An 18,926-nucleotide genomic window follows, 5' to 3' on the forward strand; every position below is an offset into this window, starting at 1 on the left:
GCGCCTTTTTTGCCTACTTTTTTGGCAAGACAAAAAAGTAGGTCGCCGCCCCGCAGGGGTGGTGAAACTGCAGTTGCCTTTGACTCTCAGCTTTTGACTTTGAAGTTAAGCAGTTGCACATACAGTTGCACTCACAGCCCCCCAAGTTACCGCAAAATCACACCCCTCCGTACTAACCCTAATCCCCCCATCCCCCTTCATCCCACTGACAGGCTTTCGACAGCGTTTGATATCAAACTGAAAGCCATTTGACAGCGTAATGACAGCCCCCCCGGCGCAAACTTGCCGCCGTTAGCAGCACCCCCAAAGACCAAGCCCAGCCAAGGCTATTTCCCAGAAAAAGGGGAAGCCGCCCCCATCTGGCGCCCGATCAAAATCAAGCCACCGGAACCAACCGGCGGCAACTGCGAGAGACACCAGCAACATGTCAAGCTCCCCCTCCCAGCAACACGGGTTCCGCACCGTGTTCCGCGTTGTCAGCGGCAACTTCCTGGAAATGTACGACTTCATGGTGTACGGCTTCTACGCCGCCGCCATCGCCAAGACGTTCTTCCCCAGCGGCAACGAGTTCGCCTCGCTGATGCTCTCGCTCGCGACCTTCGGCGCGGGCTTCCTGATGCGTCCGCTTGGCGCCATCATCCTGGGCGCGTACATCGATCACCACGGCCGCCGCAAGGGCCTGATCATGACGCTGGTCCTGATGGCGCTCGGCACCCTTCTGATCGCCTGCGTGCCGGGCTATGCGTCGATCGGCGTGGCCGCACCGTTGCTGGTGCTGGCGGGCCGGCTGCTGCAGGGCTTCTCCGCCGGCGTTGAGCTGGGCGGCGTGTCGGTGTACCTGGCGGAAATCGCCAAGCCCGGCAAGAAAGGCTTCTACGTGGCCTGGCAATCAGCCAGCCAGCAAGTGGCGGTGATCTTTGCCGGCCTGCTTGGCGTGGTGCTGCACTCGATGCTGTCGCCGGAGGAAATGGGCGAATGGGGCTGGCGCATTCCGTTCCTGATCGGCTGCCTGATCGTGCCGTTCCTCTTCCTGATCCGCCGCTCGCTGGAAGAAACCGAAGAGTTCAAGACCCGCAAGCATCGCCCCAGCATCAGCGAGATCTATCGCTCGATGATGGAGAACTGGCGCATCATCGTGGCCGGTTGCATGATGGTTGTGATGACAACGGTGTCGTTCTACATGATCACCGCATACACGCCGACCTTCGGCAAGACCGTGCTCAAGCTCGATGACGTCGACAACCTGATCGTCACCATGTGCGTGGGGCTGTCCAACTTCATCTGGCTGCCGCTGATGGGCGCCTTGTCGGACCGCGTGGGCCGCAAGCCGCTGCTGGTGATCTTCACCATCCTCACATTGCTCACGGCCTATCCGGCGGTGTCCTGGCTGGTGGCGGAGCCGTCGTTCAGCCGCCTGCTGATGGTCGAGTTGTGGCTGTCCTTCCTGTACGGCAGCTACAACGGCGCGATGGTGGTGACCCTGACCGAAGTGATGCCGCCCGCGGTGCGCACGGCGGGCTTCTCGCTGGCGTATAGCCTGGCCACGGCCCTGTTCGGCGGCTTCACGCCGGCCATCTCGACCTACCTGATCCACAGCACCGGCAACAAGGCCGCGCCCGGCCTGTGGCTGATGTTTGCCGCTGCATGCGGGCTGATTGCCACGCTGGTGATTTTCCGCGGCGGACGGCAGCATGCCTACGTCGAGCCCGCGGCCAAGGCTGCCTGAGGTTCACGAGGGCGGCCCTGCTGGGGTAGACTCGCAGCTCCGGCAGGGCGGCTGCGAACACCGCGGCTGACATCGCGCGGCAATATGACGGCGCCAACATCACTAATCGGCGCCCGCGCGCGGCCGGCAACGCGGCTCCCCGCGCTTGGCTATCGGGCTCTTTGAGAATATCAATTAGCCCCGCCCTCCGGGGATGACGCATAATCCATGTTCGTTGCGCGGCAGCCTGGCCTTATCCGTTGCGGATGGCCCGGCTTGCGGCGCGAGCGTCTCTCTTCAACCGTATCCAGGAGCAGTCTATGAAGACCGTTGGTGACAAGATCGAAGCCTTCCACGTCGTCGGTGTCAAGCCGGGTTTCAACAACCACGAAGAGAACGGCCAGTCGGCCTTTGAAGACATCACCGAAAAGTCGTTCGAAGGCAAGTGGAAGATCATTTACTTCTACCCGAAGGACTTCACCTTCGTGTGCCCGACCGAAATCGTTGCTTTCGCCAAGCTCAACGGCGACTTCGCCGACCGCGACGCGATCGTGCTGGGCGGCTCGACCGACAACGAATTCGTGAAGCTGGCATGGCGCCGTGAGCACAAGGACCTGAACAAGCTGGACCAATGGCAATTCGCCGACGTGACCGGCTCGCTGATCGACCAGCTGGGCGTGCGTGACCAGGCTGCCGGCGTCGCACTGCGCGCTACCTTCGTCGTCGATCCGGACAATGTCATCCAGCACGTGTCGGTGAACAACCTGAACGTCGGCCGTAACCCGGACGAAGTGCTGCGTATCCTCGACGGCCTGCAAACCGACGAGCTGTGCCCGTGCAACCGCGCTGTTGGCGGTGCCACGCTGTAAGCTGTCGACCAGCTGACATGCTGCACAAACTGCCGGTGAGAGATTGCCGGCGATTTGTGACGATCTGCGCGCCGGGCTTTGGCCCGCGCCTCAAAACCCGCCATGGCGGGTTTTTTGAGACCTCACCGATAGGAGATTTGTATGGAATTCCTCAGCACGATTAAAGGCCTTATTCCTGACTACGCCAAGGATATCCGCCTGAACCTCGACGGCACCATCGCCCGCTCCTCGCTCGAGGGCAACGATGCGGTGGCCGTGGCGCTGGCCGCGGCGTTTGCTGCCAAGAGCCGCGTGATCGTCGACGCGATCCGCAACGCGGGTGTGCTCTCGCCCGAGGAAACCAATGCCGTGCTCACCGCCTCCGCGCTGATGGGCATGAACAATGTCTGGTATCCGTTCGTGGAAATGGCCGACGACCAGGATCTCGCGACGCAACCGGCCGGCCTGCGCATGAATGCATATGCCACGCACGGCGGCGTGGACAAGCGCCGCTTCGAGATGTACGCGCTGGCCGCGTCCATCGTCGGCAAATGCCATTTCTGCATCAAGTCGCACTATGCGCTGCTCAAGAACGAGCAAGGCATGACCGCGCAGCAACTGCGCGACGTGGGCCGCATTGCCGCCGTGGTCGTGGCAGCTGCCAACGTCATCGCGGCGGAATAAGACCGTATCGAGGCCTTGCGGGTGGCACGCGCCGGCCCGGCACGGCCCGGCATGGTGCTTCCGGTACTTCCCCGAAAGCCCCGCGGCGCAAGGCCGGCGGGGCTTGCCCAGCATGCCGCGCGCGTCAGCGCAAGCCTGTTGCCCACGCGCCAAGTCGGTAATTCACTGACTGCATTTGTGCACCGAAGGGCCTACAATCCAGCAAGGTCACAGCCTTTGCCCCCTCTGCCATGAGCACCCTTCCTTCGCATACCTCCCCCCGCTTTCACTACCGCCTCGCCACCGTGCAGGACTGGGGCGACATTGCCGCCGTGACCCAGCAAGCCTATGGCCAATATGAGCTGGAGATCATGGAGGACTGCCGCGAGTCCTTCCAGCAAGGCATGAAAGCCGTGCTGGCCGCGTCGACTTCGGAAATGGAATGGTGGGTGGCGGAAACCGATCACGGCATCAGCGGCGCGGTGTTGTTCTGCCACCCCGGCGCCACGTTGCAGGCGCTGGACGGCAGCACCATCACGCTCGCCTTGCCGGAAGCCCGGCTGCTCGCGGTCAGCCCGCAGGCACGCGGACTGGGCCTTGGCCGCACGCTGATGCAGGTCTGCATCCAGCGCGCGCGCGATATTGGCGCCGGCGCGCTGCTGGTGCGCACCATGCCGGAAATGAAATCCGCCAACCAGCTGTGCCAGCAGATGGGTTTTGTCAAACGCACCGAAGCCGGTGCGCGCTCGGGCCCGATGGCCCGGCTGATCGACTACCTCTACGCGCTCCCGCCCGAAAACGCTAGCGCAACCGGAACGGCCGCAAGAAGCTGAGCGCCCACAGCGCCCAGCCCTGCAACAACTCCGCACCAGCCCCGCATCAATCCTGCGGGGAGACGATCGTGCCGCGCCAGATCAGCACCACAGCTTGCGCAACGATACCTTCCTGACGCCCCTCGAAGCCCAGCTTCTCATTGGTCTTGGCCTTGACGTTGCAGCTGGCGGCGGCCAAGCCCAGGTCCTCCGCCAGGTTCGCCACCATGGCGCCGATATGCGGCGCCAGCTTCGGCGCCTGCGCGATCACCGTCGCATCCACGTTACCGATTTCATAGCCTGCCTCGCGCACGCGCCGCGCGGCCTCGCGCAGCAGCACACGGCTGTCCGCTCCAGCAAAGCGCGGATCGGTGTCGGGAAAGTGGCGGCCAATGTCGCCCAGGCCGGCCGCGCCGAACAGCGCATCGGTGATGGCGTGGAGCAGCGCGTCCGCATCGGAATGGCCCAGCAGGCCGCGGTCATGGGGAATGTCCACGCCGCCCAGGATGAGCTTGCGGCCCGGCACCAGCGCGTGCACGTCATAGCCTTGGCCGACGCGGATATCGAATGGGGTCATGGGAGCAATTCTCCTTCAGGATCGGAACGGGGGATGGATAGGAATGGATAGGGATCGGTGGGGATGGCTGGTAATGCACGAGGATGACGGTCAGGGCTTGCCAGCACCCTCGCCCAGCAGCAACTCGGCCAGCGCGAAATCCTCGGGGTAGGTCACTTTGAAATTGCGCAGCGAGCCATTGACCAGGCGCGGATGCAGACCCAGCCGCTCGATCGCGCTGGCCTCGTCGGTCACCACGGCGCCCGCGGCCAGCGCTTCCTGCAGCGCCTGTCGCAAAACACCCAGGCGGAACATCTGCGGGGTCTGCGCCTGCCACAAGCCCTCGCGCGAGACCGTCGCGCCGATGCGCACCACCGCCGCCGACTGCCCGCCGGGGGGCGCATCGGCGCGCTTGAGCGTATCGGGCACCGGCACCGCCAGGATGCCGCCGATGGCTGCGTCGGGGCCGTCTTCGTCTGCGCCGTCGCCCTCCACCGCGCGTACCAGCGCGTGGATCATGGCGGGCGTCAGGCCCGGGCGGGCCGCATCATGCACCAGCACCCAGTCGCGGTCCGTGGCGCCGAGTTGCGCCAGGTGATGCAGGCCAGCCAGCACCGAGGCATGGCGCGTATCGCCACCCACGAAGGCAGTGTCAAAACGCAGGCCGGCAAACGCCGCCACGCCGAAGCGGGACTCCAGCGGCATATCGTCGGGCGCCAGCACCAGCGCGGTGGCGCTGATGGCATCGCAGGCGGCAAAAGCGGCGAGCGCGTACCAGATCATCGGCCGGCCGGCCACGGTCTGGTATTGCTTGGGCAGGCTGCCGCCCGCGCGGCTGCCGGTACCGGCACAGGGGATGAGGGCAAATCGGCGAGCAGACACGGATAGCGTGAGGGACAAGGTGAGCGCCATGCCAGGAGCATGGCGCAAGGCTTCGGGGCCCCTGCCATGGCAGGGGAGCGGGAAGCGCGGCATTGAAAACGCGGATTCGGAGCGCATTCTATAATACGGCCTTCGCTCGCGGACATGCGGGCGTCGATCAGCGCGAGCGCCCGCCGGGCGCCGCATGCTTCGCCCACTCCCCGCCCGCGATGCCGGCGGGGTGTCGCTGTTGCATCGCCGCGCTCTTTTAGCCCCGCAACGCCTGAAAGCCGTCAACAAGCCAGCCCGTACCCGATGCCTGAAGCCAATCGCCCCGCCCCCTTCGCCAACCTCCCCTTGGTCAAGGCCGGCCAGCGCTATACCGTGTCCGGCCTGCCCGGCTCCGCCGACGCCCTGGCGCTGGCCGCCTACGCCAGCCAGCACCGCGAGCGTGTGCCGATGCTGGCAGTGGTGTGCGCCAACGCGGTCGACGCGCAGCGGCTGGCCGAGGAAATCCCCTGGTTCGCGCCGGGCCTGCGGGTGCGCCTGCTGCCCGACTGGGAAACCTTGCCCTACGACAGCTTCTCGCCGCACCAGGATCTGGTTTCGGAGCGGCTCGCCACGCTGCACGACATCCAGGGCGGCCAGTGCGACATCATGCTGGTGCCGGCGCAGACCGCGCTCTACCGGCTGGCGCCGCCCGCCTTCCTGGCGGCCTACACCTTCTTCTTCAAGCAGGGCGAGAAGCTGGACGAAGCCGCGCTCAAGGCGCAGTTCACGCTGGCCGGCTATGAGCATGTCAGCGCCGTGATGCGGCCCGGCGAGTACAGCGTGCGCGGCGGCCTGATCGACCTGTTCCCGATGGGCTCGCCGCTGCCGTACCGGATCGACCTGTTCGGCGACGAGATCGAAACCATCCGCGCCTTCGATCCCGACACGCAGCGCAGCCTGTACCCCGTGAAGGAAGTGCGCTTGCTGCCGGGCCGCGAGTTCCCGCTCGACGACGCCGCGCGCACCGCGTTTCGCGGCCGCTGGCGCGAACTGTTCGAAGGCGACCCGAGCAAGTCGACGATCTACAAGGACATTGGCAATGGCGTGCCGTCGGCCGGCATCGAGTACTACCTGCCATTGTTCTTTGAAAGCTCGGCCACCGTCTTCGAATACCTGCCCGCCAACAGCCAGCTCGCCTTTGCCGGCGATGTGCCGGACGCCATCCACCGCTTCTGGGCCGACACCACGCAGCGCTACAACTTCATGCGCCATGACCGCGAGCGGCCGCTGCTGCCCCCCGCCGCGCTGTTCCTTTCGGAAGAGCAGTTCTTCGCAGGTGCAAAGCCGCTGGCGCGGCTCGTGCTGCAAGGCACCGCTACCGGCGACACCGTGCCGCTGGCTGAGTCCCTGCCCGATGTCTCGGTCAACCGGCGCGCGGAAGACCCGCTAGTCAACCTGGAAGCGTTGCTGCTGAAAAAAGACCGGCGCGTGCTGATGTGCGCGGATTCCGCCGGACGGCGCGAAACGTTGCTGCAGCTGTTCGGCGAAAGCGGGCTGCGCCCGCAGCCGATCGATGATTACGCCGCCTTCCTGGCGGGAGATTCGCATTTCTCCATCGTGGTGGCGCCGCTGCAAAGCGGCTTTGCCGTGCCCGGCGCGCAAGGCATCGAGCCGCTGGCCTTTGTCACCGAGGCCGAGCTGTATGCCGGCACCGCGCGCCGCACGGGCCGGCGCAAGCAGGAACAGGCCAGCGCCGTCGACTCGATGGTGCGCGACCTGGCCGAGCTCAAGATCGGCGATCCGGTCGTGCACAGCGAGCACGGCATTGGCCGCTACCAGGGCCTGGTCTCGCTGGACCTGGGCCAGGGCGAGGAGGAATTCCTGCACCTGGACTACGAGAAAGGCAGCAAGCTGTACGTGCCGGTGCACCAGTTGCATGTAATCTCGCGCTACTCCGGCGCCGATCCGGACACCGCGCCGCTGCACTCGCTGGGCTCCGGCCAATGGGACCGCGCGAAACGCAAAGCCGCGCAGCAGATCCGCGATACGGCCGCCGAGCTGCTCAACCTGTACGCGCGCCGCGCCTTGCGCCAGGGCCATGCCTTCGAGCTCACGCCCAGGGACTACGAGAAGTTTGCCGAGAGCTTCGGCTTCGAGGAAACGCCGGACCAGGCCGCAGCCATCGCCGCGGTGATCGCCGACATGACCTCGGGCAAGCCAATGGACCGGCTGGTGTGCGGCGACGTGGGCTTCGGCAAGACCGAAGTCGCATTGCGCGCCGCCTTCGTCGCGGTCATGGGCGGCAAGCAGGTGGCCATCCTGGCGCCCACCACGCTGCTGGCCGAGCAGCATTTCCAGAATCTGTCCGACCGCTTCGCCGAATGGCCGGTGCGCATCGTGGAGTTGTCGCGCTTCAAGACCAAGAAGGAGATCGACGGCGCCATCAAGCAGATCAACGACGGCACCGCCGACATCGTGATCGGCACCCACAAGATGCTGTCGGACGACGTCAAGTTCCAGCGCCTGGGGCTGGTCGTCATCGATGAGGAACACCGCTTTGGCGTGCGCCAGAAGGAAATGCTCAAGACCCTGCGCGCCGAGGTCGACGTGCTCACGCTGACCGCCACGCCGATTCCCCGCACGCTGGGCATGGCGCTCGAAGGCCTGCGCGACTTCTCCGTGATTGCCACCGCGCCGCAAAAGCGCCTGGCCATCAAGACCTTCGTGCGCCGCGAGGAAGACGGCGTGGTGCGCGAGGCCATCCTGCGCGAGCTCAAGCGCGGCGGCCAGGTCTACTTCCTGCACAACGAGGTCGACACCATCGAGAACAAGCGCGCCAAGCTCGCCGAGCTGGTGCCGGAAGCGCGCATCGCGGTGGCGCACGGCCAGATGCACGAGCGCGAGCTGGAGCGCGTAATGCGTGACTTCGTGGCACGCCGCGACAACATCCTGCTGTGCACCACCATCATCGAGACCGGCATCGACGTGCCGACCGCCAACACCATCCTGATCCACCGCTCCGACAAATTCGGCCTGGCGCAGCTGCACCAGTTGCGCGGCCGCGTCGGGCGCTCGCACCACCAGGCCTATGCCTACATGCTGGTGCACGATGTCGAAGGCCTGAGCAAGCTGGCGCAGCGCCGGCTCGAAGCCATCCAGCAAATGGAAGAACTGGGCTCGGGCTTCTACCTGGCCATGCACGACCTGGAAATCCGCGGCGCGGGCGAAGTGCTGGGCGACAAGCAATCGGGCGAGATCCACGAGATCGGCTTCCAGCTCTACACCGACATGCTCAACGCCGCCGTCAAGTCGCTCAAGGCCGGCAAGGAACCGGACCTGATGGCGCCGCTGGCCGTGACCACCGAAATCAACCTGGGCACCCCGGCCCTGCTGCCCAGCGACTATTGCACCGATGTGCACGAGCGCCTCTCGCTGTACAAGCGCCTGGCCAATTGCGAGACGGCCGAGCGCGTGGACGATATCCAGGAAGAGCTGATCGACCGCTTCGGCCGCCTGCCGCCGCAGGCGCAAGCGCTGATCGAGACGCACCGCCTGCGCATCGCGGCGGTGCCGCTGGGCGTGCGCAAGATCGACGCCAGCGACGCGGCCATCAGCATGCAGTTCCTGCCCAACCCGCCGATCGACGCCATGAAGATCATCGAGCTGGTGCAGAAGAACCGCCATATCAAGCTGGCAGGACAGGACAAGCTGCGCATCGAGGCCAAGATGCCGGATGTGGCAGTGCGCGCGCAGACCATCAAGCACACCCTGCGCCAACTGGCCTGAATGGTCTGAATGGTCTGAATGGCCTGATCATTGCTCCACAGTACCCCGTTTGCGGCGCGCCGCCGCCGCGGCGGGCCACGATGGTGCACCGTGCATGGACCGACGAGCCAGCACGGTGTAGCATCATTTACTTAACACGTTACCCAAAGCCAACCGCCATGCAAGCCGATACCCTCAGCAAGCCTGCCGATGCCGCAACCCGCGGCAGCGCGCTCGACTGGACCCAGCGCCTGGTCAGCTACGACACCACCAGCCGCCACTCCAACCTCGGCCTGATCGAAGCCGTGCGCGATCATTTCCTGGCCAAGGGCCTGCGTCCCCACCTGAGCTACAACCCGCAGGGCGACAAGGCCAACCTGTTCGTCACCGTGCCCGCCGCCAACGGCAGCACCGATGGCGGCATCGTGCTGTCGGGCCATACCGACGTGGTGCCGGTGGACGGCCAGAACTGGACCACCGACCCGTTCAAGCCGGTGATCCGCGATGGCCGCCTGTACGGGCGCGGCACCTGCGACATGAAGGGCTTCATCGGCACCAGCCTGGCGCTGCTGCCCACGCTGCTTGAGGCCAGGCTGCGTGAGCCGGTGCACTATGCGCTGTCCTTCGACGAAGAGATCGGCTGCATGGGTGCCCCCTACCTGCTGGCGGAACTGCGCGAACGCGGCGTGACCCCGGGCGGCTGCATCGTCGGCGAGCCCACCAGCATGCGCGTGATCGTCGCGCACAAGGGCATCAACGCCTACCGCTGCTGCGTCAAGGGCCAGGCCGCGCATTCGTCGCTCACGCCCAAGGGCGTCAACGCCATCGAGTACGCCGCCCGCCTGATCTGCCATATCCGCGACATCGCCGACGAGTTCAAGGCCAACGGCCCTTACGACCGCGACTTCGATGTGCCCTTCACCACGGCCCAGACCGGCACCATCCACGGCGGCATCGCGCTCAACACCATTCCGGCGCTGTGCGAATTCGTGTTCGAATTCCGCAACCTGCCGGGCGTCGATCCGGAAGCCATCTTTGCCCGCATCCAGGGCTACGCCAACGACGTGCTGCTGCCGAAAATGCGCGCCGAGCATGCCGACGCGGGCCTGACCATCAACAAGATCGCCGCCGCGCCCTCGCTCGACGTGGCCGAGCAGGCCGCCATCACGCAACTGGTGCGCGCGCTGACCGCCGACCGCGACGTCAACAAGGTCGCCTACGGCACCGAGGCCGGCCTGTTCCAGCGCGCCGGCATCCCGGCCGTGGTGTGCGGCCCCGGCGATATCGAGCAGGCCCACAAGCCCGACGAGTTCGTCGCACTGGACCAGCTCGCCGCCTGCGAAGCCTTCCTGCACAAGGTGGTCGACAGCCTGCGCGTGAACTAAGCCGTTTTCCTCGTTTTCCTCGTTTTCCGTTGTAGCCGGCCCGCTAAACCTGCGGGCCGGTGGTTGCGTCATGTCCAAAAAATAACCCGGAGACACCATGACAGCAGTATCGGCAAGCGGTAGCAGCAACAGCGGCGCGGCAGCATCGGCAGCGCCCGCCTCGCGCCATCCCTGGCGCGCGGTGATCTCAGCCTCGATCGGCAATGCGCTGGAGTGGTTCGACCTGGTCGTCTACGGCTTTTTTGCCGTCACCATCTCCGCGCTGTTCTTTCCCAACCACGATGAAAACACCTCGCTGCTGCTGACACTGGGCACCTTCGGCGTGTCGTTCTTCATGCGGCCGCTGGGCGCGGTCGTGATCGGCGTCTATGCCGACCGCAAAGGCCGGCGCGCCGCGCTGACGCTCTCCATCCTGCTGATGATGGTGGGCACGCTGATCATCGCGCTACTACCCACCTATGCCGCGATCGGCGTCATGGCGCCCATCGGCATCGTGGCAGCGCGCATGATCCAGGGCTTCTCGGCTGGCGGCGAATTCGGCAGCGCCACCGCCTTCCTGGCCGAGCACGCGCCCAACCGGCGCGGTTTCTACTCCAGCTTCCAGGTCGCCAGCCAAGGCCTGACCACCCTGCTTGCCGCGGGCTTTGGCGCGGTGCTCACCACCACGCTCACGCCCGACCAGATGCAATCCTGGGGCTGGCGCGTGCCCTTCCTCTTTGGCCTGCTGATCGGCCCGGTGGCGTACTACATCCGCCGCCACGTCGACGAAACCCCTGAATTCCTCCAGGCCGAGACCACCGAAACACCGCTGCGCGACACGCTCAGCCACCAGAAGGAGCGCCTGCTGCTGGCCATGGGCGTGGTCATCGTCGCCACGGTGTCGACCTACCTGGTGCTGTACATGCCCACCTACGCGGTCAAGCAGCTCGGCCTGCCGCCCTCGGCGGCGTTTGCCGCCACGCTGGCCACGGGCGTGGTGCAGATGCTGTTCGCCCCGCTGGTCGGGCACTGGTCGGATCGCTATGGCCGCATCCCACCCATGCGCCTCGCCGCGCTGCTGTTGCTGGTGTCGATCTGGCCGCTGTTCTGGCTGCTCAGCCACTATCCCGGCTTCAGCGTGATGCTGGCGGTGCAGGTGGTGCTGGGGCTGATGATGACGCTGTACTTCGGCGCGCTGCCCGCGCTGGCGTCGGAGATCTTCCCGGTCAAGACACGCACCACGGGCCTCTCGCTCTCGTACAACATCGCGGTGACGCTGTTCGGCGGGTTCGCGCCCTTCATCCTGACCTGGCTGATCGGTGCCACCGGCAGCAAGCTGGCGCCGAGCTTCTACCTGATGGCCTGCGCGTCGATCAGTCTGGTGGCGCTGGCCCAGACGCGCGCGCGCCTTGGCATCCGCTAGCCGCGCATGCGTTGGTTTTTTCATCCCGTTCCATCACGAAAAAATAAAAAAGGAGTCTTCATGGCAGCACGCCAAGCCCGTTCCCCTGCCGCGCTGCGCGCCGGCGTTTCCGCCCTCGCGCTGGCCGCCGGCCTGCTGTGCCTGGCACCCGCCGCCGCGCAGGCGCAAGCCACCGGCAGCGAGAGCCTGCAGGCGCAGATCGAGACCCGCGCCAAGGCCGTCGAAGCACAGCTGATCGCCTGGCGCCGCGACATCCACCAGCATCCCGAACTTGGCAACTATGAAGTCCGTACCTCCAAGCTGGTGGCGGACCATCTGCGCAAGCTCGGCATGGAAGTGAAGACGGGGGTCGCCAAGACCGGCGTGGTGGGCGTGCTCAAGGGCGGCAAGCCGGGCCCCGTGGTGGCGCTGCGCGCGGACATGGATGCGCTGCCGGTGAAGGAGCGCGTGGACGTGCCCTTTGCCTCCAAGGCCAAGGGGCAGTACCTGGGCAAGGAAGTGGACGTAATGCACGCCTGCGGGCACGACACCCACGTCGCGATCCTGATGGCCACGGCCGAGGTGCTGGCCGGCATGAAGGACCAGTTGCCCGGCACGGTCAAGTTCATCTTCCAGCCGGCCGAGGAAAGCCCGGCGGATTTCGAGCCCAACGGCAGCAATATGTGGGGCGCCAAGCAGATGGTGGCCGAAGGCGTGCTGGACAATCCCAAGGTGGATGCCATCTTCGGCCTGCACGTGAGCAGCGGCATCGAGTCGGGCAAGCTGGCCTGGCGCAGCGGCCCGTCGATGGCCGCCGCCGACCAGTTCTGGATCGACGTCAAGGGCCGCCAGACCCATGGCGCGCGCCCCTGGGGCGGCATCGACCCGATCGTGGTGGCCTCGCAGATCGTGCTCGGCCTGCAGACCATCCAGAGCCGCCAGGTCAACGCCATGCTGGAGCCTTCGGTGATCACGGTTGGCACCATCCACGGCGGCAACCGCATGAACATCGTGCCGGAGAAAGTCGAAATGATGGGCACGGTGCGCACCTATGACGAAGGCATGAAAAAGGACATCCATGCCCGCATGAAGCGCACCACCGAAGCCATCGCCAGCAGCGCCGGCGCCGAGGCCACCTTCAAGGTCGTGGAGCTTTACAACGCCACCGTCAACCAGCCCGCGCTGACCGACAAGATGGCGCCCACGCTCAAGCGCGTGGCCGGCGATGGCAACTGGATGATCGCGCCCAAGGCCACGGCGTCGGAGGATTTCTCCTTCTATCAGGAGAAGGTGCCGGGGTTGTTCTTCAACCTGGGCGTCACGCCCAAGGGCGTGGACGTGGCCAAGGCAGCATCCAACCACTCGCCGGAATTCTATGTGGATGAGGCCGCGCTGGTGAATGGGGTCAGAGCGCTAGCTGGTCTGACGGTCGACTATATGACGATGGCGCAGCGATAAGGGGGATTGCCGGGCAGACGATGATCGGAGGTGATCTCGTCTGTCTGGACCGCAGTTATGGGACATGACGGCCTCGGCCAGTCATGGCCATCCAGCTATGCATGGCCGGATGACTGAACTGGCGGCCTCTCCGGCCATCCACGCTTGCATGGGCGAACTGCCGAAGCGGCCCGACAACGGTCATCCTGTGCCAACAATCGGCATGCAGTTGCGGAAATCGTCCTGAAGCCGGCAGCCGGGATCCCCATCTTCTCCGGCATCTTCTCCGGCATATGCCGAACTGCAGCTCTAGTGGGAACCTGGTTGGGAATGGCCTCCCTGCTTAGCGTCGTGCCAAGCAAGCACAGGAACTTCGAGGCAAGATGCTGCGGCAGACTAGCTGGAGCGGGTTAGGGAAATCAGCCGCGAGCAAACATTGGTGAACTGACGCTTGCCAGTGCCAATGCACTGGCGCACTCCTGAACAAGGGGAGCCAGTGCCTCCATGCGCTCCTTGGTCATTCGCACCGATGGGCCTGCAATGCTAACGGTGCCGATAGGCTCGCCACCGTTCTGTCTCCGGACTACTGCCGCCAAAGCGCTGGTGCCAGCTTCGTAGGCGTCGAAGACGACCGCATAACCTCGTTGCCGCGTCTGCTCCACCTGCTCCATGAGCGCGCGCAAAGTCTGCGGTGCGCTCGGACCCATCTCTCGAGCGCGCTCCATACCCTGTAGGGCAACCAACTCCAGTGCGCGCTCCTCACTCACGGCCGCAAGCCACGCCAATCCGTTCGCGGTAGCCGGCAGATACACGTCCAGACCAGCATCCGGGTCGTAACGAAGACCGGAATGCGAGCCTTGGGCCTTCGCGACCCAAATCAGCTGACTGTCTTCGATAACGGCGAGCCGCGCCAACTCCCCGCTGGCTTCGGCGAGATCGTCCAGCAGGGGCTGCGCGACATCGGCAATGCCGGTGGCAGCCAGATAGCCGAGGCCCAGCGACGCGAGCTTGACCGTCAGCATGTATTGAGACTTGCTCTGGTCGTGTTTCACGTAACCCATCTCCTTGAGCTCACCCAGCAGACGGTGCGTCGCCGTCCGCGGGATGTCCAGGCGGTCGGCAATCTCAAACATCGGCAGCCCGCGCACATGGCGGGCGAGTAATTCGAGGATGGATAGAGCGCGGTCGCGGACTGAGGCCATAAGCGTTTCCTTGGGGGATGGACGAATTGGTGAAATGCTAACCCAACTGGGATCCAACTCCATCCCGCACTACCCCAAGAGTAAGGGTAAACACCTTTATTGGAATCAACATCCATTTGGTATCGTATTCCAAACAAGACCGCCGCGGCACTGCCGTCGAATCTTCCAGGGATACGCCATGAAACTTGCCATCGACTCCTATTGCTTTCACCGATACTTCGGCGAGGTTTACCCTGGCATCGAAGATGATCCCGGTTCACGCATGACCATGCGGGGCTTTCTCCAGCGGGCAAGCAGCCTCGGCGTGGACGGCGTATCGCTTGAATCCTGCTTCCTGCCAAGCCTGACTCCCGAGGCTGTGAGCCAGTTGCGCGAGGACCTGGACGAGCGCGGACTGGAGCGGGTGTGGGCTTGGGGGCACCCGAGTGGGCTCCAATCGGGCGATGCGCCGGAAGAAGTTGAGGATCTCAAGCGTCACACCGAGATCGCTGCGGCGATCGGTGCCAAGGTGATGCGTATCTGCTGTGGCGGCCGTCGCACGCGACCGGCCGAATGGGGCACGCACAAGGGCAAATTGGTCCCATTGCTGCGCAACGCGATAGCGCATGCCGAGCAGCACGGTGTCGTGCTCGCCATCGAGAACCACATCGACTTTCTGGCCGACGAACTGGTCGAGTTGATCCAAACCATCGACTCCCCCTGGCTGGGCGTTTGCCTGGACACCGCCAACAACCTGCGCATGCTGGAAGACCCGATGGTCGCGATTGAGAAACTGGCCCCCTATGCACGCGCCACGCATGTGAAAGATGTCGCTGCCAGAAGTGGCAATCCCCGAGAGTTCGCCTTTTGGCCGAGCGTTCCCCTCGGCAAGGGCCTCATCGACATTCCGCGAACTTTCGACGTGCTGCGCAAGCACGGATACACCGGCCTGCTCGCGCTGGAAATCGACTATCTGCATCCCGCCTTTGGCGGCGACGAACAGGCCATCGCCGACAGCCTCGACTACATGCGCGGCTTGCTCTAGACGTCGCCCCGCCCCGCCGGGCGCATTGGAAACGTTGCCCTCTACAAAATAACGGAGACATTCATGAAAGCGCCCAGTCAGATCAACGTCCAGGAGTTTTTGGACTCCAGGCCATTCGGCTCTTTTCACTGGAAGATCCTTCTGCTGTGCTTGACCATCCTGATCCTCGATGGATTCGACATCGTGGCAATGGGCTTTATTGCGCCCGCCCTCGTCGCGGACTGGAAGATTCCGCGCGAGGCGCTTGGACCGGTACTGAGCATGGGGCTGTTCGGGCTGGCGATTGGCGCGCTGACGGGGGGCCCGCTAGCGGACCGCTTCGGCCGGCGCAAGGTCATTATTGGCGCGGTCTTCTTCTTCGGCCTCATGAGCCTGGCATCGGCGTGGTCCCCAAACATCGCGGTGCTGTCGGTCCTGCGATTCCTGACCGGTCTGGGCCTCGGCGCATCGCAACCAAATGCTGCGACGCTGGTCTCCGAATACGCCCCGAAGAAGTACCGTTCACTGATGGTGACAGTTGTCTACTGCGGCTTCACGCTTGGCGCCGCAGGTGGTGGCTTCCTTGCCAACTATCTGATCACGACACATGGCTGGGCGTCGATCCTGGTCGTAGGTGGTGTGGTGCCGATCGCCTTCGCGCTGTTGCTCTGCTTCCTTCTGCCCGAGTCCGTGAAGTTCTTGGCTGTCAGGCATGGCGGTCATGGCGAACTGCTGCACATTGTCAACGCGATTGCTCCTGAGACGGCCGACCCGGCGACCGAGTTCGTGACGCCTGAACGTGAACATGCGGGCAAGAGTGCCATCAAGCTCATTGTCTCCAAACCGCATGCGGCAGTGACCCTCGCCCTGTGGGCCGGGCTATTCATGAATCTCTTGACCGTCTACTTCCTCAACAGTTGGCTGCCGATCATGGTCAAGGACGACGGCTTCACGCTGGCCGACGCGGCGCTTGTCGGCGCCATGCTCCAAGTCGGCGGCACGCTCGGCAACATTGTCATCGGCTGGGAAATGGATCGATTCAACCCGCACAAGGTCATGATCGGGACGCTGCTCGGCGCAGCATTGTTCACGGTGGCGATTGGCTCTCAGCATCATAGTGTCGATATGCTGATGGGGCTGGTCTTCCTGCTTGGCTTTTGCATCAACTCGGCCAACACGGGCTGGACTGCGATGGCTGCGGGCTACTACCCGACGGAAATGCGTGCGACGGGGACCAGTTGGATGACGGGCATCGGCCGGTTCGGTGCGATCTCCGGCGCGTCCCTCGGCGCAGTACTACTGGCCCTGAAATGGGACTTCGGCCAGCTCTTCATGGCCCTGACCTTTCCGATTGGTATCGCGATTGCGGCGGCCTACATCAAGGGGCGGCACAACGCCACGAACACGATCGCACGCAAGGCGCCTGCAATGTGAACCGGCACTTGCCTCGCCCGCCAGGGTCTTCGACCGAGGCGTCTCACATGTCAGCCAAATCTTCTACACGGCCCGATCGCCGGAGACTGAGTCATGACGCAATCTCTTTTGATTCCCAGCCCACAAGGCACAACACGGCTATTCGCGGTGTTGGGCGATCCCGTTGGGCAGGTGCAGGCCCCCGTGCTACTGAACCGCCTCTTCCTGGAACTTAACGCGGACGCGGTCACGATTCCCGTGCACGTCAGACCGGGACAGTTGAAGACCGTGGTCGAAGGGCTCAAGCGCATGGAGAACCTCGACGGGATTGTGGTCACTATCCCGCACAAGTTCGCCATCTGCTCGCACGCCGACCGGGTCAGTACGACGGTCGGGTTGGCAGGCTCCGCCAACGTCCTGCGGCGCGATCCCGACGGCAGTTGGTTCGCCGAGAACTTGGATGGCTTGGGATTCGTGCAGGGCCTGCGCGCGCAGGCGCACGAACCAGCCGGCAAACTCGTCGCACTTTTCGGCGCTGGAGGAGCGGGGGCAGCAATTGCCACAGCGCTCGTTCAAGCGGGCGTCAGACGCGTGATGCTGACCGACACATTGGCGAGCAGGGCCGACGATCTGGCCGACCGCTTGAATGCATACAAGCCAGAGGTAGCGATTTCTTTGGCGAACCCGACTTTGAATGACGTGGACATGGCGATCAATGCAAGTCCGGTCGGACTGAATGCGCACGATCCCGTTCCGTTCCCTATCGATGATTTGCCGCGGCATGCGATCGTTACCGACATCATCATGAAACCGGCCGAAACCCGACTGCTCAAGTGTGCGGTCAAACGCGGGCTCAAGACGCACCCCGGCATTCACATGCTAACGCCGCAAATCCAACTGTATGCCGAGTTCTTCGGTGTAACGAGACCCGTTCACGGCAATTGTTGATTCGAATGGCGGGTCGTCGCGGTACTTCGCGGCCTTCCTGAGCGGGTGCGGCGCATCGGTACCGATTGCAGATAGCATCCGCACAAGTAGGTCCATGCCGCGACGATCTGGTCAGGGGTACCAGGAATTCATCTGCGGCGCTCATGGCCGGGACTCGACGCTCCAAAACGCGATGTCGCAGTGCGATGCATTCGGCCTGCTGCCCTCGGAGGCCGCGGCCGAAATTGCCACCCTCATCGACGCCGTGAACGCCTGGCAGGAACACTTCGCGCAGGCCGGCGTGACAGAGCGCGACATGGAGAGCCTGGCCGAGCGCATCGACGGCGAAGCGCTCCTAAGCCAACGCGCCGGCTTCGACCAGGCCCGGTTTCAGTTCACGCCGGCCAAGAGAAAGCGAGCAAGCCCCTTCCGGCGCACTTGAAATCCTCGCACGACACACCAGTCCCTGCCCAAGCGCGTGGTACCAACTGAAGCCGTTCGATGCGCGGCTCGCGTTCTGTCGCCTGCGGGATCGAAGTAGCCGCCTGGGGATGCGCTGGGCATGGTAGCAGGGATGGAGACAATGTGCGGCACGCATCCGGAGGGCCAAAATTGGTCAGAGAACAACGGCTGCAAGCAGCTAAGCGTCGGTTTTTTCTGCCATCTCAAGTGCATCGCCTACCTCAACTTCACGACATCAGGTATGGCACTCATGGTGCCTAGCGTCCAGAATGCTCCGTCGCAAACCCGGGCATTGGGATGCTTGCCAGGAATAAAAATGCATAGCGGAGTTTGGACGGCCCCGTTCAGCGGGTAAGCCCAGCGATATATGCCGAATGTCTGTCTGGTGCACGGGAACCGACATGTCGCGCACAGTGCATAGTCGCCCGCTTCGGGTCAAAGGACTAAACCGCTCGCGCGGTAACCCTCCGGCCCAGCGCAAAGTGACTCAACCGCCAGCGCTGTTTCCTATGTTG

Annotated in this window: 15 protein-coding genes; 12 read left to right on the forward strand and 3 right to left on the reverse strand. The window is 64.3% G+C overall.

Features of this window, described 5'->3' with window-relative positions:
* The first annotated feature begins 424 nt into the window (after positions 1–424).
* The 4 genes from AC1RQC_RS39850 (at position 425) to AC1RQC_RS39865 (ending at position 4,049) form a co-directional block, all read left to right on the forward strand.
* Positions 425–1,726: an MFS transporter gene (locus AC1RQC_RS39850; protein WP_174424477.1), complete on the forward strand. Its 1,302-nt coding sequence runs from the start codon at positions 425–427 to the stop codon at positions 1,724–1,726.
* Positions 1,727–2,025: 299 nt separating this feature from the next.
* Positions 2,026–2,574 carry a peroxiredoxin gene (locus AC1RQC_RS39855; RefSeq protein ID WP_043345420.1) on the forward strand — a complete coding sequence of 183 codons (549 nt, stop codon included), beginning with the start codon at positions 2,026–2,028 and terminating at the stop codon, positions 2,572–2,574.
* Between the two features lie 141 nt (positions 2,575–2,715).
* A complete protein-coding gene (locus AC1RQC_RS39860) occupies positions 2,716–3,237 on the forward strand; it encodes a carboxymuconolactone decarboxylase family protein (protein WP_006155913.1) in 522 nt (173 codons plus the stop codon).
* A gap of 230 nt (positions 3,238–3,467) precedes the next feature.
* Positions 3,468–4,049, forward strand: coding sequence for a GNAT family N-acetyltransferase (locus AC1RQC_RS39865; protein WP_492372840.1), 582 nt, complete (start codon positions 3,468–3,470; stop codon positions 4,047–4,049).
* A 46-nt stretch (positions 4,050–4,095) separates the two neighbouring features.
* On the opposite strand, the gene ispF is transcribed toward AC1RQC_RS39865, so the two are convergent.
* Together ispF and ispD are read right to left on the reverse strand one after the other, a co-directional pair.
* A complete protein-coding gene (gene ispF, locus AC1RQC_RS39870; RefSeq protein ID WP_150987634.1) occupies positions 4,096–4,605 on the reverse strand; it encodes a 2-C-methyl-D-erythritol 2,4-cyclodiphosphate synthase in 510 nt (169 codons plus the stop codon).
* 90 nt (positions 4,606–4,695) lie between these two features.
* Positions 4,696–5,496 (reverse strand): 2-C-methyl-D-erythritol 4-phosphate cytidylyltransferase, encoded by an 801-nt coding sequence (gene ispD, locus AC1RQC_RS39875; RefSeq protein ID WP_492372839.1) that lies wholly within the window; start codon positions 5,494–5,496, stop codon positions 4,696–4,698.
* Positions 5,497–5,760: 264 nt separating this feature from the next.
* Here ispD and mfd point away from each other — a divergent pair, with 264 nt between their 5' ends.
* From mfd to AC1RQC_RS39895, 4 genes are all read left to right on the forward strand, one after another.
* The gene (mfd, locus tag AC1RQC_RS39880) at positions 5,761–9,222 is read left to right on the forward strand and encodes a transcription-repair coupling factor (RefSeq protein ID WP_492372838.1); all 3,462 of its coding nucleotides are present in this window, start codon (positions 5,761–5,763) and stop codon (positions 9,220–9,222) included.
* A 158-nt stretch (positions 9,223–9,380) separates the two neighbouring features.
* The gene (gene argE / locus AC1RQC_RS39885) at positions 9,381–10,586 is read left to right on the forward strand and encodes an acetylornithine deacetylase (protein WP_477134981.1); all 1,206 of its coding nucleotides are present in this window, start codon (positions 9,381–9,383) and stop codon (positions 10,584–10,586) included.
* Between the two features lie 97 nt (positions 10,587–10,683).
* Complete coding sequence (locus AC1RQC_RS39890; protein ID WP_492372837.1) at positions 10,684–11,988, forward strand: MFS transporter; 1,305 nt, start codon at positions 10,684–10,686, stop codon at positions 11,986–11,988.
* A gap of 60 nt (positions 11,989–12,048) precedes the next feature.
* Positions 12,049–13,425, forward strand: a complete 1,377-nt coding sequence (locus AC1RQC_RS39895) for an amidohydrolase (protein ID WP_492830864.1) — start codon at positions 12,049–12,051, stop codon at positions 13,423–13,425.
* 398 nt (positions 13,426–13,823) lie between these two features.
* Here AC1RQC_RS39895 and AC1RQC_RS39900 read toward each other — a convergent pair whose 3' ends face one another.
* Positions 13,824–14,606: an IclR family transcriptional regulator gene (locus tag AC1RQC_RS39900; protein ID WP_492830863.1), complete on the reverse strand. Its 783-nt coding sequence runs from the start codon at positions 14,604–14,606 to the stop codon at positions 13,824–13,826.
* A gap of 178 nt (positions 14,607–14,784) precedes the next feature.
* Here AC1RQC_RS39900 and AC1RQC_RS39905 point away from each other — a divergent pair, with 178 nt between their 5' ends.
* From AC1RQC_RS39905 to AC1RQC_RS39920, 4 genes are all read left to right on the forward strand, one after another.
* Positions 14,785–15,630 (forward strand): sugar phosphate isomerase/epimerase family protein, encoded by an 846-nt coding sequence (locus AC1RQC_RS39905; protein ID WP_492372834.1) that lies wholly within the window; start codon positions 14,785–14,787, stop codon positions 15,628–15,630.
* Positions 15,631–15,693: 63 nt separating this feature from the next.
* Complete coding sequence (locus AC1RQC_RS39910; RefSeq protein WP_492372833.1) at positions 15,694–17,043, forward strand: MFS transporter; 1,350 nt, start codon at positions 15,694–15,696, stop codon at positions 17,041–17,043.
* Positions 17,044–17,136: 93 nt separating this feature from the next.
* A complete protein-coding gene (locus AC1RQC_RS39915) occupies positions 17,137–17,970 on the forward strand; it encodes a shikimate dehydrogenase family protein (protein ID WP_492372832.1) in 834 nt (277 codons plus the stop codon).
* A 94-nt stretch (positions 17,971–18,064) separates the two neighbouring features.
* Positions 18,065–18,391: a hypothetical protein gene (locus tag AC1RQC_RS39920; protein WP_492830859.1), complete on the forward strand. Its 327-nt coding sequence runs from the start codon at positions 18,065–18,067 to the stop codon at positions 18,389–18,391.
* The last annotated feature ends 535 nt before the right edge of the window (positions 18,392–18,926 follow it).

The organism is Cupriavidus sp. GW822-FHT03E04 (assembly GCF_058801495.1).

Excerpts from the sequence above, each read along its gene's own strand:
- AC1RQC_RS39850 (WP_174424477.1), top strand. The coding sequence starts at position 425 with ATGTCAAGCTCCCCCTCCCAGCAACACGGGTTCCGCACCGTGTTCCGC.
- AC1RQC_RS39855 (WP_043345420.1), top strand. The coding sequence starts at position 2,026 with ATGAAGACCGTTGGTGACAAGATCGAAGCCTTCCACGTCGTCGGTGTC.
- AC1RQC_RS39860 (WP_006155913.1), top strand. The coding sequence starts at position 2,716 with ATGGAATTCCTCAGCACGATTAAAGGCCTTATTCCTGACTACGCCAAG.
- AC1RQC_RS39865 (WP_492372840.1), top strand. The coding sequence starts at position 3,468 with ATGAGCACCCTTCCTTCGCATACCTCCCCCCGCTTTCACTACCGCCTC.
- ispF (WP_150987634.1), bottom strand. The coding sequence starts at position 4,605 with ATGACCCCATTCGATATCCGCGTCGGCCAAGGCTATGACGTGCACGCG.
- ispD (WP_492372839.1), bottom strand. The coding sequence starts at position 5,496 with ATGGCGCTCACCTTGTCCCTCACGCTATCCGTGTCTGCTCGCCGATTT.
- mfd (WP_492372838.1), top strand. The coding sequence starts at position 5,761 with ATGCCTGAAGCCAATCGCCCCGCCCCCTTCGCCAACCTCCCCTTGGTC.
- argE (WP_477134981.1), top strand. The coding sequence starts at position 9,381 with ATGCAAGCCGATACCCTCAGCAAGCCTGCCGATGCCGCAACCCGCGGC.
- AC1RQC_RS39890 (WP_492372837.1), top strand. The coding sequence starts at position 10,684 with ATGACAGCAGTATCGGCAAGCGGTAGCAGCAACAGCGGCGCGGCAGCA.
- AC1RQC_RS39895 (WP_492830864.1), top strand. The coding sequence starts at position 12,049 with ATGGCAGCACGCCAAGCCCGTTCCCCTGCCGCGCTGCGCGCCGGCGTT.
- AC1RQC_RS39900 (WP_492830863.1), bottom strand. The coding sequence starts at position 14,606 with ATGGCCTCAGTCCGCGACCGCGCTCTATCCATCCTCGAATTACTCGCC.
- AC1RQC_RS39905 (WP_492372834.1), top strand. The coding sequence starts at position 14,785 with ATGAAACTTGCCATCGACTCCTATTGCTTTCACCGATACTTCGGCGAG.
- AC1RQC_RS39910 (WP_492372833.1), top strand. The coding sequence starts at position 15,694 with ATGAAAGCGCCCAGTCAGATCAACGTCCAGGAGTTTTTGGACTCCAGG.
- AC1RQC_RS39915 (WP_492372832.1), top strand. The coding sequence starts at position 17,137 with ATGACGCAATCTCTTTTGATTCCCAGCCCACAAGGCACAACACGGCTA.
- AC1RQC_RS39920 (WP_492830859.1), top strand. The coding sequence starts at position 18,065 with ATGCCGCGACGATCTGGTCAGGGGTACCAGGAATTCATCTGCGGCGCT.